The sequence below is a fragment of the Pseudoflavonifractor sp. SW1122 genome, from assembly GCF_012027765.1.
GTDB classification, from domain to species: domain Bacteria; phylum Bacillota; class Clostridia; order Oscillospirales; family Oscillospiraceae; genus Enterenecus; species Enterenecus faecium.
In genome coordinates this window covers 25,418-39,477 of record NZ_SJOS01000007.1, presented here as the reverse complement: position 1 = coordinate 39,477, position 14,060 = coordinate 25,418, and the positions used below count along the sequence as shown (strand labels likewise).

Annotated in this window: 17 protein-coding genes and 2 pseudogenes; all 19 read right to left on the bottom strand. The window is 51.5% G+C overall.

Annotated elements, in window-relative coordinates; translation table 11 throughout:
• Nucleotide 1: 1 nt before the first annotated feature.
• A complete protein-coding gene (locus E0L15_RS03100; RefSeq protein WP_000200031.1) occupies nt 2-841 on the bottom strand; it encodes an ATP-binding protein in 840 nt (279 codons plus the stop codon).
• A complete protein-coding gene (locus E0L15_RS03095) occupies nt 838-1,632 on the bottom strand; it encodes a replication initiator protein A (RefSeq protein ID WP_001205019.1) in 795 nt (264 codons plus the stop codon). Before E0L15_RS03095 ends, E0L15_RS03100 begins: the two co-directional genes overlap by 4 nt.
• 72 nt (nt 1,633-1,704) lie before the next feature.
• Nucleotides 1,705-2,091, bottom strand: a complete 387-nt coding sequence (locus tag E0L15_RS03090; RefSeq protein WP_000998386.1) for a cysteine-rich VLP domain-containing protein — start codon at nt 2,089-2,091, stop codon at nt 1,705-1,707.
• Nucleotides 2,081-3,748: a relaxase/mobilization nuclease domain-containing protein gene (locus E0L15_RS03085; RefSeq protein ID WP_009249723.1), complete on the bottom strand. Its 1,668-nt coding sequence runs from the start codon at nt 3,746-3,748 to the stop codon at nt 2,081-2,083. Before E0L15_RS03085 ends, E0L15_RS03090 begins: the two co-directional genes overlap by 11 nt.
• Nucleotides 3,720-4,118, bottom strand: coding sequence for a plasmid mobilization relaxosome protein MobC (locus E0L15_RS03080; protein ID WP_001126628.1), 399 nt, complete (start codon nt 4,116-4,118; stop codon nt 3,720-3,722). The genes E0L15_RS03085 and E0L15_RS03080 overlap by 29 nt, the downstream gene beginning before the upstream one ends.
• Before the next feature lie 646 nt (nt 4,119-4,764).
• Entirely contained in the window at nt 4,765-4,956 is a 192-nt protein-coding gene (locus E0L15_RS12300; RefSeq protein WP_000841357.1) for a hypothetical protein, read from the bottom strand.
• A gap of 131 nt (nt 4,957-5,087) precedes the next feature.
• Entirely contained in the window at nt 5,088-5,285 is a 198-nt protein-coding gene (locus tag E0L15_RS03070; protein ID WP_001909500.1) for a helix-turn-helix domain-containing protein, read from the bottom strand.
• Nucleotides 5,278-5,700, bottom strand: a pseudogene (locus E0L15_RS12295) (sigma-70 family RNA polymerase sigma factor). The gene E0L15_RS03070 and the pseudogene E0L15_RS12295 overlap by 8 nt, the downstream one beginning before the upstream one ends.
• Before the next feature lie 170 nt (nt 5,701-5,870).
• A complete protein-coding gene (locus E0L15_RS03060; protein WP_000456787.1) occupies nt 5,871-6,638 on the bottom strand; it encodes a class I SAM-dependent methyltransferase in 768 nt (255 codons plus the stop codon).
• Nucleotides 6,639-6,869: 231 nt separating this feature from the next.
• Nucleotides 6,870-7,325 carry an XRE family transcriptional regulator gene (locus tag E0L15_RS03055; protein ID WP_001071126.1) on the bottom strand — a complete coding sequence of 152 codons (456 nt, stop codon included), beginning with the start codon at nt 7,323-7,325 and terminating at the stop codon, nt 6,870-6,872.
• 81 nt (nt 7,326-7,406) lie between these two features.
• On the bottom strand, nt 7,407-9,326 hold the full coding sequence (tet(W), locus tag E0L15_RS03050; protein ID WP_000691721.1) for a tetracycline resistance ribosomal protection protein Tet(W): 1,920 nt from the start codon (nt 9,324-9,326) through the stop codon (nt 7,407-7,409).
• 645 nt (nt 9,327-9,971) lie between these two features.
• Nucleotides 9,972-10,112 carry a Maff2 family mobile element protein gene (locus E0L15_RS03040; protein ID WP_021659600.1) on the bottom strand — a complete coding sequence of 47 codons (141 nt, stop codon included), beginning with the start codon at nt 10,110-10,112 and terminating at the stop codon, nt 9,972-9,974.
• Nucleotides 10,113-10,144: 32 nt separating this feature from the next.
• Nucleotides 10,145-10,975, bottom strand: a pseudogene (locus E0L15_RS03035) (TraM recognition domain-containing protein); the annotation flags it as partial.
• A gap of 87 nt (nt 10,976-11,062) precedes the next feature.
• On the bottom strand, nt 11,063-11,428 hold the full coding sequence (locus tag E0L15_RS03030; protein WP_071429084.1) for a hypothetical protein: 366 nt from the start codon (nt 11,426-11,428) through the stop codon (nt 11,063-11,065).
• A gap of 78 nt (nt 11,429-11,506) precedes the next feature.
• The gene (locus tag E0L15_RS03025; RefSeq protein ID WP_168124510.1) at nt 11,507-11,698 is read right to left on the bottom strand and encodes a transposon-encoded TnpW family protein; all 192 of its coding nucleotides are present in this window, start codon (nt 11,696-11,698) and stop codon (nt 11,507-11,509) included.
• A gap of 44 nt (nt 11,699-11,742) precedes the next feature.
• The gene (locus E0L15_RS03020; RefSeq protein ID WP_168124509.1) at nt 11,743-12,606 is read right to left on the bottom strand and encodes an ATP-binding protein; all 864 of its coding nucleotides are present in this window, start codon (nt 12,604-12,606) and stop codon (nt 11,743-11,745) included.
• The gene (locus E0L15_RS03015) at nt 12,603-13,358 is read right to left on the bottom strand and encodes a phage replisome organizer N-terminal domain-containing protein (protein ID WP_168124508.1); all 756 of its coding nucleotides are present in this window, start codon (nt 13,356-13,358) and stop codon (nt 12,603-12,605) included. Before E0L15_RS03015 ends, E0L15_RS03020 begins: the two co-directional genes overlap by 4 nt.
• Before the next feature lie 115 nt (nt 13,359-13,473).
• A complete protein-coding gene (locus tag E0L15_RS03010; protein WP_087221679.1) occupies nt 13,474-13,872 on the bottom strand; it encodes a cysteine-rich VLP domain-containing protein in 399 nt (132 codons plus the stop codon).
• Nucleotides 13,853-14,026, bottom strand: coding sequence for a hypothetical protein (locus E0L15_RS03005; protein WP_168124507.1), 174 nt, complete (start codon nt 14,024-14,026; stop codon nt 13,853-13,855). Before E0L15_RS03005 ends, E0L15_RS03010 begins: the two co-directional genes overlap by 20 nt.
• Nucleotides 14,027-14,060: the final 34 nt, after the last annotated feature.

The window sequence follows — 14,060 nt, the reverse complement described above, 5'->3', positions numbered from 1 at the left end:
TTCATTCAGCCAGCAGTTTCTTCATGGTTTCCATTTTCCGCTTTGCGGTTTCCTGCCGGAAGTTGACGCCAGTAAAGCGTATCGGGACGCACATGGACAGCAGTCGGTCATAAATCCGGGAATGGGCCGTGTCTGTCGGCTTTTTCAACTCGTCCAGCGGGCGGTTGGTGGTGGCGATCAGCGGCTTGTTGCTGCGGTATCGGGTATCAATCACATGGAATACCTGTTCCAGTCCATAGTCGGTGCCACGCTCCATGCCGAAGTCGTCAATGATAAGCAGCGGATAGCGGCAAAGGCGGGAAATATACTCATTCCGGCCTGTAAAGCCGGGAGAGAGGTCGCCCAGGATAACGGCGAAGTTCGTCATATATACGGGGACTTCTTTCTCCATGAGGGCGTTTGCGATACAGCCCGCAAGGTAGCTTTTCCCGTTGCCGACGTTCCCCCAGAACAGGCAGCCGATGTTTTCGGCCTGCATTTCTTCCCAATGCTCCGCATACCGCCGGGCAATCCCGGTCTGCGGGTTTCTGCCGTTGTCGTTCTCGAATGTCCATTGCTGCATGGCTGAGTCGGCAAAAGCCCTCTGTTTCAGATTTTCCACGGCTTCCACATGGCGGCGGTGTTCCTCGGCGGCCTGCCGCTGCTCACGGGCGGCTCTCTGGCAGTCGCACTCTGCCGGGTGGCGGTCACGGCCAAACAGCTCCTTACCCTCCGGGAAGTAGGCTTCTTTCGGCGTATGGCACTTTCCGCAGTAAAGCAGTCCGTCCTCGCCGATATAGTCCTCCATCTCCGGGGCGGCGGTTGTCATGTTCTCCAAAATATCTTTGATTTCACTTGTCATAAGCTTTCTCCCTCCATACAGGTATAGTCGGGGATGCCCTGTTTTACGGCTCCCTTTTTGTCATTGGCCGCCCATCTGTGCAAGGCGGCGGCATAATTCTGGTAGGCTTTCCCGCTGGCGGCAAGGTAATGGCTCATTTCCTCAATCAGCCGTTCCAGCCTGTCCGGGTATTCTGCCTGTAACTCGTCATATTCGTCCTTTGACAGAAAAATATTCTCATATCGGCCATAAGCTGTGGGCGGCTCCCCACTCGCTCTCATTGTTTGGTTCTCTATTAAGTTGTTTATATTAGTTTTGTTAGGGGTCGGTTTTCCGACCATCATAGGGTCGGTTTTCCGACCGTCATAAGGTCGCTTTTCCGACTGTATGAGGGTCGCTTTTCCGGCCATCAGTTGGTCGGAAAACCGTACCACTGGGACAGGCGGCACTTTCACATAAAGCCGATTGGGTGCGGAGAAGCCCCGCCGTTCCCGTTCTAAAAGCCCGGCTGCGTCCAGTTCTTTCAAGGCTCCCTTGATGGCGGTACAACCCTTGTCCAGCATTTCCGCTATCTCCGCAACGGGGTAGACAATGAATATCCTGCCCTCGCCGTCCTGCCAGCCGTTCTTCTGTGACAGGGTGGAGCGGTCTAATAAAAGCGCATACAGCAGCTTGGCGGTCTGTGAAATCTCCATTTTCAGCAGGAAACGGGGGTATGGAAGATAGGCGGGCAGCGTGGTGTCTGCCCTGATATAATCAGCGATAGTATCACCTCCCTCTGTGTTGTGTCGTTTTTGGGCTTTGTCACGCATTAGGACGGCATTTCCGGGGGGAAAGGATAAATGTATCGCATACCCTTTGACACCCACGAAAAAAGCCTTGATTTATGCGGGTTTGAAAGGCTCTAAAGCGTGACATTTCTGCCTTTGTTTCCGCTTTCTCTCGGCGGCTTTGCGTTTCTTCATGCACCCGGCGCAGCCGGGGCAGTATTTCCCCCGGTTGGATTTGGGGACAAAGGCCGCCCCGCAGACCGCGCAGCGTTTCCGGCTCCCCCGGTACAAGAGGGCTGCGGCCAGCTCCCCGTCAAGGGGCAGGACAGCCACACGGAACCAGCGGCACATGAGGGAATAGGAAATGCTCTGGACGCACACGCAAGGCTCCCCGTCGTCTAACAGCAGGCAGTTCCCCTCGTCGTAGTTACAGCACTCATGCACAAGGCGGCGGGCTGCCTGGTGCTGGCGGTAGTCCATGCGGGACGGCTTATCGTTCATGGCTCTGCTCCTTTCTGCGGTGCGGCTCTTCCCGGCGCAAAATCTGGTCGATGTTCCGCTTGACGGTCTGCAACTCCCTGAACCGCTGCTTCTGTTCGTGATAGGTGTTGTACAGGCCGTCTTTCTCGGAGATAAGCTGCTCGATCTCGGCCTGCAACGCTTTTCGGCCGGGCAGCTTGGTAAGCCCCTGTGCCTTGAAATACCGGGCGGCGGCTTCGGCTATGATAAAATCGCTCTCGTTTGCCTGGCGGTATGCGGCGCGGGCTTTCTCGGATTTCTGCGCTTTCAGCCCCTCGCGGATGGGCTTGGTCTTGGCATAGGCAAGTACCTGTTGCCGCAACTCCCTTTTCCCTTGCAGCTTCGTTTCCAGTGCTTTCAGTTCGCCGCTGGTCTGGCGCATTTCCTGATAGGCGGTAGCAACGGCGGCTTCAAGCTGTTCCGGGGAAGAAAAGCCGTACTGTTGGTAGATGGTCAGGGTCTTGGCGGCCTGTTTCAGATTGTGTATCTTCGCCCATCGTTCATAGCCTTTGCCCTTGCCCTCGGCCATCTTCTGCTCAATGTCCACAAGCCGCTGCACACTGTCCTGTCTGGGGTCGATTTTCCCTGTCTTTTCGCCCTGTAAGCGGCCTTTCCCGGCGTGTAGGTATTCGGGTATGGCTGCGGTCTGTTCGGCGGCTCTGGCGGCTTGGTGCTGCGGGGTGTAGCGAACCGTTACGCCCCTCTGGGCGTTCTGCTCCAAAACGGCAAGGACGGCGGTGCGGTCAAAGTCGCCGCCCAGCTTCCGGGCGGTGATAGGCTTCGTCCTGTCTGGCGTGAGGTAGGACAGCCGCCCCCGGCTCTCCTTGACGGTCACACCCTCCCGCAACAGCAGAGAGGAAAACTCGTCAAAGCTGGCAGCGGTGGCAAGGGCTTTCCGTAGGGTCTGCCGCAGCTTCTCCTTGTTCGTTTCAAACTTGGTCTGCCGGGGCGTGATACCGCCTGCAATCATGGGGGCGTTCTGCTTGTCCAGTGCGGCCTGTCCCTTTTTCTGCGCCCAATATTCCCGGTCTGTGACACGGTTCTTGCTGCCGTTCAAGAGGTCGATTTGGTAAAGTCCTTCCCGGTGGCACATCTCCATGACCTCGGACTTGAAGTAGCGTAGGGCTGCGTCGGTGCAGCGGTGCTTGCACCCGGCTTTCGTGTCCGCTGGCCTGTCCATGTAGGGCAGGAACGGCACTTCCTCTATCCGCAGGCTGTTAATGACGATATGCACATGGATGTTGCCGCTGTGGTTATGCCCGTCCGGGTGGGTGCAGACAAGGGCCTGATGGCCGGGGAAATGCTCTTTACAGAATTGCTCCCCCAACGCCTGCGCCCGGTCTACGGTCAGGCCGTTGTCCGGCCCGTCCCGTGGGTCAAAGCTGATGATATAGTGGTGGCTTTTCACATCCTCCCGCCGCTGATTTTTCTCATAGCGGAGATTGGAGCGCATACACGCAACGGCAAAATCCTCGCCGCCGCAGTTCAGCGTGGACAAGCGATAATCCTCACGGGGGATAAGCCTGCCGTTTTCATCAAGGACGGGCTTCATAGTAAATTCGTCATGCTCAAAGAGCAGGTATTGTTCGGCGGCTCCGTAGTCGGCGTTCTTAGAGCCTAAATGCTTGAGTGTTGCCAACGGCGTCACCTACTTTCTTTAGGACTTCATACTTGAGGGCGGCAAGGTCGGCGGCCGCTTCCCGCAATTCCTTTGCCATAGCCGGGTAGGGGCTATGCCACTCGTTGAGGGTGCGGGCAATCTGGTTGAGATTGCCGCCAATCCTGCCGTACTCGGCTGTGAGCTTCCCGACAGCGGAGAGCAGCTCGTCATTGACTGACGACACATGGAGTACGGGGCGTATGGTAGTGCGCCGGATGGCCTGCCGGAGAAATTCGGACTGACTGATACCATAGGGCGCAAGCCGTTCTGTGAAGTCGGCGTATTCTTCATCGGTCAGCCGGGTTTTCACAACATGGCTGCGGTGGGGGGTGTTGTATCGCTTCGGCATGGGCTGTAAACCTCCTTTCACTTATCACAAAAAATGGGCTGGTCTGTTAGCTATTTTCGGGGCATTTCCTGTCTGCCGGACAGAAATATTTTTGCGGCGTAAGCCGCATAGCAGGGTTTGGGGAAGGCACTCCCCAACAAGTTTCCCGCGAGGGGCAAAACCGCAGAATTGCGGATTTTGGCACCGTGGTAGAAACTTGCTCTAAGTAAGCCGTAGATTTCCCCTTGCACTTACTACTCGTATAGCTGCCGCCTGTTTTGGCCGGATTTCTGCAAAAATCTTACGGCGTGGGGCGATTTTTACCCGCAGTTCTTTCTTTCCGCTAAAGATACATTTCAAAGGCCGCCAGCTACCCGCTTGCCGGGAATTTTCTCAAATTTTCCTTTGCCTTAGAAATACAGAAAATGCAGATTTGGCTACCGCCGCAGAAAATTTTTTGTTTCCGGCTTCACCTACCTACTACGGATGACTTTGCGATTTTGCCAAACGGATAAAGAAAAAAGCAGCAAATCTTTTTCAGACTTACTGCTTTCGCTGGCCGCCGATGGGCGGTGGATATTCAGTTTTGAAAGTTCAGGTCAGGTTGGCCCGATGATGGATAGCACAATAAATTCCTGTTTTCCCTTTAAGGCATTGTGCATTTTTTCTATTTCTCTTGATGATTATTTTTTTCATAATCAATCAATGTACCTATAACAATTCCAATCAACATTCCGATACCTGCACAAATAGAAATAGCAAAAAGATTTTGCAAAAACGCCCATGCCAACACACCTATGCAACCACCGACAATAAATCCTGTTAATAAGCCAATAGTTAAGTATTTATTACTTTTCATATTGCTATATCTCCCCTAAAAGTATATTTGTCGTTGGTTCTATTATACTATGACCTGCTTCCTTTAGGAATAGATGAATTGTAAACTGGCTGGAGTGAAACCGCTAATGACAGCCAGTGTTTGTTCTTTGTTTATCGGTCAAAGCGAAATTTGAACAGGGCGGCAATGAGCTGTTGCTTTATATGTTCCTCAACTTCGGCGTTGACTTTCCCGTGTACTTTGGAACAGTAGCGGATATATCCGGCATAGTGGGAAAGAATGGTGTCGATTGCGTCCGGGTCGCCCTCATGGGCTTTGACGATTGTTTCATAGGGGAGAAGTTTACTCATAGTCATTTCCCTCCATGAGCCGCCTTAACCGCTGCAAGGCAAGCCGGATATGCCGCCCCGCTGTGCTGCGTGTCCGGCCAATATGTACGCCGATCACTCGCTGCGGCTGGCGCAGGAAATAGTAACGAAAAATTTCTTCCTGCGTCTGCTCCGGCAAAAGGGCAAGGGCGGCGGCAAGCTCCGCATGATACAGAACGGCGGTCTGGCCGCAGGCGGTAAAAAGATATTCTTCAAGCTACTCCGGCTCGGCAAGCTGGACAAACTTTTCACTCATCAGATAATCAAGGGAAACTTCCCGTTCCCACCTCCGGCGCAGCTTCAAGATTTTATCTATGGCTGCGTGACGAATGACTACCTTGCAAAAGGCATTGAATGTGTACTGGATATGCACCTTGTAGGCTTCATCTTCGGTCATGGAAATTCCCCCTCTCTGAATAATAGTGCGGGGCGGCAGTACTCCTTGCTGTCGCCCCTTGATTGCCTACCAGCAAAGACGGGCGGGGCTGTCAACGACGGCGCGAAGCGGCGTTCATTTTATCGTTGACTGGCTCGGCTGGGTTTGCTATTTACCCGACAAACTTGAATTTATTTTAAGCTATCACGTTTTACCTTCTTAAGCCTTACTATCATTACCATAGGAATTTCTTTGTTGGTTTTGAAACATTCTTCATAAAATCCATCAATGACAAATCCAGCTCTAAAACAAAGGTTAAAAATATCTTGTATGGAACGATGATAATAAATCTGCTCTTTCGGTTGCCCTTCAATCGCTATATCATAGTAACTGTGCGGTGTCATATATTTTTCAGTCAACGTGACAAAACAAGGGTGTTGCGTTGCAAAGACAAAAATTCCGCTTTCCTGCAACAGTTCATAAACAGCCATAAGAAGTGGTTCAATGTCCGTAATATCCATAATTGCCATATTAGAAACTGCTTTCGTAAAGGCTCGATTTCTTTTTAATTCTAATATACTTTTTCTATCGGTCGCATCCGCCACACAAAATTCAATTTGTTTTGCATATTGTGATTGCCGTCTTTTAGCCAATTCTATCATTTTTTTGCTGTAATCAAAAGCGACAACCGAAGCACCTCTTTGTGCAAGATACGAAGAATAATTTCCATTGCCACACGCAATATCCAAAATGTAATCCGCAGGATTAGGAGATAGAAGTTCCGTTACTTTGGGGCGCACTACCTCTCTGTGAAATTCATTAGATTCGTCACCCATTGCATTATCCCAAAATTGTGCGTTCTCCTCCCAGATTTTTTTACTTTCCTCTGTTCCCATGTTCTCTCCCACTCCCAAAATTTGCTTTTTTGCTTCCATTAAATCTTCCTTACTATATTCCATTGTTACCCTCCATAACTTCTGATTGTTGTCGTCTTGACTATTATGTATCTTTTCTTTCCAAAATGGTATAGGCTTTTATTTTTGTAATGCTGCAAAACTTTTCTTCTGTAAGGTATTCAAAGGATATTTCCCTTTGCCGCCGCTTGCATTAAGCCGCCGCTATTGGAAAGCCAAAAGCAGCGGCTTTTTTTACTCGGTATTACCGAAAAGTATAGAAAGCAGGATATGTCATCATTTGTCATTTCTTCTCAATGTAATAACTGCATGGCATATCAAGCCAAATACAAGAGAAAAACAGCCACCGCCAAATAGTGATGCTCCCCACCCTGCACCTGACATTGTCATAAAACCGCCAACAAAGAAAATACCAATGCCAAGAAATATACCAACACCATAAAAAAGTCCAATTGCCATATCGTACTTATTAAATTGTCGTTTCTCCTTTTTTTCATATGTTTCCATCTTTGTTATTACCTCCTTCGCAAAATCGTCCATGTTGACTCCAAAAAGAAAGCAAATTTTTTTCAACATATTTAAATCGGGTTCATTAACATCTCTCTCCCAATTCGATAGTGCCTGCCGGGTAACATTCAATTCCCCGGCTAGTTCTTCCTGTGTCATTCCCAATTGTGTTCGCAGATGACGTATTTGCTTTCCTGTTGTAATATTCGTCTGTTCCTGGTTCAAAATAGTTTCTCCTCTCTGATACTGATTTTATCAATGATATTTCGCAATAGCCAGCAATGAACGCTTGCATTGCGCAAGACGTTACATTATCTTCTGAAACATATAGCGCACCTTGTCCAGGCGGCTGTTTGGACGGCGGGGCTGGATGACTGGCTTGCCGACAGCGGCCTGATACCCTTTCAGTTCTGTAAGGCATACGCTCTGCCCGTTGGTGTAAAAGGCCAGATCAGTACGGTATGCCTGTATACAGCGGGCGGGAATCTCGCCAGTAAAGACAACTTCATCCTTTTTTACCTGGACCGTTTCGATGGTGGCACAGTATTTCGGTGCATCATGATAAGCCCTGGAAAGATATTCCCGGGGCGCATAGAGGGTGAAGGAGAGATAAGGTTCCAGCAGTTGCGTCCCTGATTCCTTCAATGCCTGTTCCAATACAATCGGGGCCAATGAGCGGAAGTCCGCCGGCGTGCTGACCGGACTGTAATAAAGCCCGTATTCAAAGCAAATCTTACAGTCCGTTACGTTCCAGCCGAACAAGCCCTGCTCCAGCCCGTAACGGATACCATCCCTGACAGCGTTTTGAAAACTCTGGTTCAAGTATCCCAGCGAAACCCGGCTCTCGTATTGTACACCGGAGCCAAGCGGGAGTGGTGTAACAGACAGTCCGATGGATGCCCAAAACGGGTTGGGCGGCACCTCGATATGGATGGTGTGGCTGGCTGCTTTGAGCGGCCGCTCCATATAAATGACGGTGGGTTCCTTTACCACTGTTTCAAGCTTGTATTTTTCCGACAGCAAAGCGGAAACAACCTCCAACTGCACCCGGCCCAAAAAAGAAAGAATGATCTCATGGGTGATGGAATCCACCTCGCAGCGCAAAAGCGGGTCAGTATCCGCAAGTTGCGTAAGAGCGTCCAGCAGCCGTTCTCTTTGCGCTGCCGTTTTCGGCGCAATCGACGTCCGCAGCATGGGGAGGGGGTCCTCACGCCACCTTTTACGAGGGAGCCGGGTTGGGTCCCCTAATACATCGTTTAACCTCACGCTGTCGCTGGGAAGGATAACAATTTCACCCGGATAAGCGGTGTCTGTCCGAACAATTTCCCCTTTGGATGGAATACGCATCTCTGTGATTTTCAGCTTTTCTCTCCCGGCCAGGGCCACCGTATCCCGCAGGCGCAGCGTTCCGCTGTATAGCCGTAGATAGACACGCCGCTGGCCGCAATCTGTATACTCCACCTTGAAAACGCTGCCGCATAGGGCGGCGCTCCCCTGTTCCCCAATCGGTTGGAACAGCCCTGTCACCGCATCCATCAACGGTTGAATGCCAAGGCCCTTTTTGGCGCTGCCATAATAGACCGGGAACAGGGAGGCGTCTTGAACCCGCCGCTGTTCCTCCCGCACAAGTTTTTCCCGGCTGATTGGTTCTCCTGCGATATACTTTTCCAATAATTTATCGTTATTTTCGATGACCGCATCCCATGCTTCTATGTCGGTATTTTCCTCCAGGACTATTTCCGGGGACAGCGACACCGTCTGCTTGATGATAATATCGGCGGAGAGCTTATCCCGAACAGACTGAACCACGCTCTGCAAATCAACGCCAGCCTGGTCGATCTTGTTGATAAAGATAACGGTGGGAATGTTCATTTTCCGCAGGGCATGGAACAGAATACGGGTCTGGGCCTGCACGCCATCTTTAGCGGAGATCACCAAGATGGCCCCATCTAAAACAGCCAAAGAGCGGTACACCTCCGCCAAAAAATCCATGTGGCCGGGCGTATCCACAATGTTGACTTTACATCTGTGCCACTGGAAGGAAGTGACTGCCGCTTGAATGGTAATCCCACGCTGCCGCTCCAAAAACATGGTGTCCGTCCTCGTTGTCCCTTTTTCGACGCTCCCCGGTTCTGAAATGGCTCCGCTGGCATATAGCAGGCTCTCCGTCAAGGTCGTCTTTCCAGCGTCTACATGGGCAAGAATTCCAATATTGATTATTTTCATGTGATTGTCCTCCCTTTACTGCCCCGAAGGGCATAAAAATCCCCAGCAGTAAAATACTTTTACCACTGGGGATGATAATTTGCGGACATACACATATACAGCATACACCTGTTTGTGAGTGCTGTTTTTGGGGATATGTCAAAATTGATAAGGCAAAAGTATTCTTAAATTGGGTACAAAAAACTAAGCCCCTACAAAAGGGACTATCATAATCCTTTGTTCCCACTATTTGATTATAGTTTTATTTAAGAATACCTTGCCGCATATTTTTTACTCCTTTTCTGGAATTGAATTATTATATCACATCAGTTTTAGGAAAACAAGTATCTAAAAGAAATTTTTCTTCCCCTTATATGTAACAATCATACCGGCTTCCTAACGTTCAGAATGGTTTCTACTGTCTGCTGCGGTGTTTGGTTGGAATTGTCCAGCCAAAAGCCGATCCGTGGTGTTGTCTGCATTTTACTAAATACAAATTCAATGTATACAGAAAGAAATATATAAGGAGTGGGAGGGATTCCGCCGTAGTCGGCATTGTAGGAAAATCCAAAAGTTTAGATTTTCTCAAAATGCTTATCTTTTGGTCTTTGGTTCGGAATAGTGTAGTGCTGGCGGTCTATCTATTGTTTTCGGTTGCTTGCTTCTTTACCGTACATGAGCATTGGAGGCAGGGTTGTCCTGCCCGTAACCTTCCAGGAGGTTGATGCCGCCCCACACGCACAGGCCGCCGCCCAGCGCAATCACCAGAGTCTGCAATACGTCGATAGCGTTAGTGAAAAAATCCATAAATCATATTTCCTTTCTTCGTTGTAGAATTGTTATTGAAGGTCCGTTGCTGTCAATTCGTACATCTCGAAAGGCTCATCCGGCTTTACGATGGCCGGTTTGCGTTTCATGTACCGTTCCATATCAAAGAGGTACTTCTTGTCGGCGTCGGCGGTGTATTTGTAGTTGGGGTGCTTCGTCAGGTCGTACTTGTCCGAGAGGAACGGGCGCACACCCCGCAGCATGAAGATACACTTGCCTCCGTCCATCACTGCCAATTCGTCTTGTGTCATCAACTCCTTTCCCAATTTTTGATAGGTGAGGCCGTGGGAAACCTGGCTGCCGCGGTTCTCCGATTGATTGAAACTGTCGATCGTTTCTTTCCCCAGCAGCTCCGAAATTTCTTTCAGGGTGGATTTCTCCTTGCCTCCCAAAAACAAGGTGCTGTCGCAGTTACCCACGATGGTATCCGCCGCGTCCTTGTAGATGGTCTTTAACTGACTTTGTGACTGCAAAATAATAGAAGCCGATATTTCACGGCTTCGGATGGTAGCAATCAATTTCTCGAAGTTTGGAATTTGCCCAATATTCGCAAACTCGTCCAGCAGGCATCGCACATGGACCGGCAGGCGGCCGCCGTAGAAGTCATCCGCCTTGTCGCACAGGAGGTTGAAAAGCTGGGAGTACATGAGCGCCGCCACGAAATTAAAAGTGCTGTCTGTATCCGAGAGGATGACAAACAGCGCCGATTTCCGGTCGCCCAGGGTGTCCAGCTCCAGCTCGTCCTCCGCCATGAGGTCCCGCAGCTCTGCGATGTCAAAAGGCGCCAGGCGGGCGCCGCAGGAAATCAGGATCGACTTCAAAGTTTTGCCCGAAACGAGTTGTCAAGGACTTTTTAATCAAATTCACAAAAAGGCCACAAAAAAAGTGCCAGAAGCACTTTCATGCTCCTGACACTCAGGCGAGTAGAGTTACTTGCGGCCGCTTAGCAGTTCGTCGCAAATGTACGCATATTCCGGCAGTTGGTCGATATAGGGTTTCCAGCGCCGCTTAATCTCGGCCAGTTCCAGCGGATCGGCGTCCTCGAAGTCATGGTCGTTTCCAGTCATACCGAAAACATCCAGTGCTATATCATTCAAGCACTCATAACAAAGGCTGGCAGCGGACTCTATCCAGTTTCCGGTGTCAATATAGATCGGGTCGATAGATATTGCCAGCCACACATAGCCGACCTTGTCCGACCAAACCAAATCATAACCAGTCATTTGTTGGATGTGTTTCTCGAACACTTTACGGACGCGCTCAATCTCATTTTTCTCTTTTTCTGTGTACAGCATTTTCATGTCCTCCTTGGATAAAAGTTTTGGTGCGTACCACCATCAGTTTAGCACAAGGCGGCTGGCTTTATCAGCCGGTCACATCTGCTGTATCTCATTTTTGAGCATACGCTTGATTTTGTCGCTCATGGTTTCGGTGCTGGTCTGGCTGAAATGGACGCGCACCTTGTAGGTGGTCTTGCCGATTTTCTTTACCAGCGCGGGGGCATCCTCCGGCGCTCTGGTAGGGGTAGTGTCTGCGGTCTGCATGGTGCGGGTTTCTTCGCTCATGGCGCTCCTTCCTCCGGGCGGGGCTGTGCCGTCCGGCAAAACAATTATTCGCTCTTACGGTTCACAATGTCTTTTGCCGCCTGCCTGGTAGCCCCGGCGTTTTCCTCCCGGAAGTTCTTCCCGGCAAAAAGGATCGGGGCGCACCGTTCCAGGATACGGTCATAGATACGGGCATGAGCCAGGTCAGGCGGGTTCTTGAGTTCGGCCAGCTTCAGGTTGGTGGTGATAATCATGGGCCTGCGGCTGCGGTAGCGGCTGTCAATGACGAAAAACATCTGCTCCATCGCATACTCGGTACTGCGCTCCACACCCAAATCGTCAATGATGAGCAGGTCGTACTCGTCAAAGCTGGTGATAAATTCGGCCCTGTCCTCGGAAAACATCCCCGTCAGGCGGTTCAGGATGGTTGGAAAGTTCGTCATCAGCACCGGCACATCCCGGTCAAGCAGGGCGTTGGCGATACAACCGGCGAAAAAGGACTTGCCGGTTCCCACATCCCCGAACAGCAGCAGGCCGGTGTTGTTTTTGTATGCCTCCTTCCAGTTCTCTACATAGGCGCGGGCCTTGTCCATCAGGGGATTTTGGCCGTTGTCGTTGGCAAAGGTGTAGTCGTACAGATAGCGGTCTTGCAGGCCCTGGGCCTTCCGGCGCTTGATACGCTCCATGCGGCGCTGCCGTTCCTCGGCGGCCTTGCGCTGTTCCTCGGCCTCCCGCTGGCACTGGCAGATGCAGCGGGGCATGAAGTAGCCCGGTTTCCCAAAGCATGGCACAACGGTCTGCCTCTGGCCGCCGCACTTTTTACAGTGAATAAGGCCGTCTGCCGGGTCTATGTACTCGTCCCCGGCCAGTTCTATACCGGCGGCTGCCTTGTCGATCAGCGCCCGGATTTCTGCGGTAATTTCCATCATACGGTTTCATCCTCCTTTACGCTGTAATCCCGGTTGCGGGTGGGCGGGGCTGCTTTCTTCGCGTCCTCACCGGCCCAGCGCCGGATGGTGGCGGCGTGGCTCTGATACCGCTTGCCGGTAGAGGCCATGTACTCGGACAGCTTTTCGATGTACTGGCCCCATACGGTGGGAAAGCTGGCCTGCAAGTCTGCCAGTTCCTCGTCTGTCAGGAAAACATTCTGGTAACGGCCATAAGCGCGGGCGGTGCGCCCCGATTCGGGGCGTCCCTTCTCTATCTCTCTCTTTATCTCTATCTCTATCTCTTTCTCTAACTCTATCTCTATCTCTGGTGGACGAATGTCGGACAAATGTCCGCCGTTTGTCCGGGGCGCGGAAAGAGCCTTGTTTTGGAGCCTTGCCGCCCGCTTTCGCTCGGCCTCGGTGGAGGACTGGCCGATCAGCAGTTCGATATTGCTCATGTAGAAGGTGCCGCTGTCCAGCACTTCCACAAGGCCCAGCTTCAGGAAGATTTGCAAGGCCCTCTCCACAGTGCCGATCTGCTGGCGGGTGATGGTGGCGATCATCTGCGCCGTATAGGGGATATTATCGTCAAGTTGAAGCCGCCCGCCATGTTTCAGGGATTTCAGATACAGCTTGAGCAGGATGTTGGAGTACAGAACACCGTCCTGCATACTTTCCAGCAGCACGATGGAGTCATCGTCAAAATAGTTCTCTTTGAGTTTCAGGTAGTAATATTTTCGGTTGTCTGACATAGGATTTCCTCCTTGGGGTTTGTTTCAGGGGTCTGTACGCCTTTAGAGGGCCGTTTTGAGGGCCAGAGGATAAATCTATCAGGCCCCCAGCGACACCCTCGAAAAAAGCCTTGATTTACAAGGGGTTTTCAGCCCCTAAAGCGTGACATTTCGCCCTTTGTTTCCGCTTGCGCTGGGCCGCCTTGATACGCTTCATGCGTCCAGCACATTCCGGGCAGTATTTGGCCCGGTTGGAGCCGGGGGTGAACAGCGCCCCGCAGACGGCGCACCGCTTGGCGTCCAGGCGGTGGAACAGGGCCGTTTCCAGTTCCCTGTCCAGCGGCAGCACCGCCGCCCGGAACCACCGGCACAGTAGGGAGTAGGAAATGGACTGGACGCAGACACATTCCTCCCCATCGTCCAGCGCGATACAGTTGCCGCCGTCATAGTTGCAGCACTCATGTACCAGCCGCCGCGCTCTGCGATACTGGCGGTAGTCCATGACGGGGATGGGTTCAGGCTTGCTTTTCTTCATGCTGGCACTTCCCGCACCCGCCGCAGTTGCCGCAGCCCTGGCAGGCATGGGCCTCCGGCTCCGGGCCGGTGGGCGCGTCTGCTTTCCGCTGCAACAGGGCAAGGGGCAGGCGGATATTCAGGTGGACAGTGACGGGTAAAATAATCTGCTTCATAAGGCAATCTCCTTCCATGAGTGAATGTTGACAG

Excerpts from the sequence above, each read along its gene's own strand:
- E0L15_RS03030 (WP_071429084.1), bottom strand. The coding sequence starts at position 11,428 with ATGCTGTACACAGAAAAAGAGAAAAATGAGATTGAGCGCGTCCGTAAA.
- E0L15_RS03005 (WP_168124507.1), bottom strand. The coding sequence starts at position 14,026 with ATGAAGCAGATTATTTTACCCGTCACTGTCCACCTGAATATCCGCCTG.
- E0L15_RS03070 (WP_001909500.1), bottom strand. The coding sequence starts at position 5,285 with ATGAGTAAACTTCTCCCCTATGAAACAATCGTCAAAGCCCATGAGGGC.
- E0L15_RS12300 (WP_000841357.1), bottom strand. The coding sequence starts at position 4,956 with ATGAAAAGTAATAAATACTTAACTATTGGCTTATTAACAGGATTTATT.
- E0L15_RS03080 (WP_001126628.1), bottom strand. The coding sequence starts at position 4,118 with ATGCCGAAGCGATACAACACCCCCCACCGCAGCCATGTTGTGAAAACC.
- E0L15_RS03025 (WP_168124510.1), bottom strand. The coding sequence starts at position 11,698 with ATGAGCGAAGAAACCCGCACCATGCAGACCGCAGACACTACCCCTACC.
- E0L15_RS03060 (WP_000456787.1), bottom strand. The coding sequence starts at position 6,638 with ATGGAATATAGTAAGGAAGATTTAATGGAAGCAAAAAAGCAAATTTTG.
- E0L15_RS03100 (WP_000200031.1), bottom strand. The coding sequence starts at position 841 with ATGACAAGTGAAATCAAAGATATTTTGGAGAACATGACAACCGCCGCC.
- E0L15_RS03090 (WP_000998386.1), bottom strand. The coding sequence starts at position 2,091 with ATGAACGATAAGCCGTCCCGCATGGACTACCGCCAGCACCAGGCAGCC.
- E0L15_RS03095 (WP_001205019.1), bottom strand. The coding sequence starts at position 1,632 with ATGCGTGACAAAGCCCAAAAACGACACAACACAGAGGGAGGTGATACT.
- E0L15_RS03015 (WP_168124508.1), bottom strand. The coding sequence starts at position 13,358 with ATGTCAGACAACCGAAAATATTACTACCTGAAACTCAAAGAGAACTAT.
- E0L15_RS03040 (WP_021659600.1), bottom strand. The coding sequence starts at position 10,112 with ATGGATTTTTTCACTAACGCTATCGACGTATTGCAGACTCTGGTGATT.
- E0L15_RS03010 (WP_087221679.1), bottom strand. The coding sequence starts at position 13,872 with ATGAAGAAAAGCAAGCCTGAACCCATCCCCGTCATGGACTACCGCCAG.
- E0L15_RS03020 (WP_168124509.1), bottom strand. The coding sequence starts at position 12,606 with ATGATGGAAATTACCGCAGAAATCCGGGCGCTGATCGACAAGGCAGCC.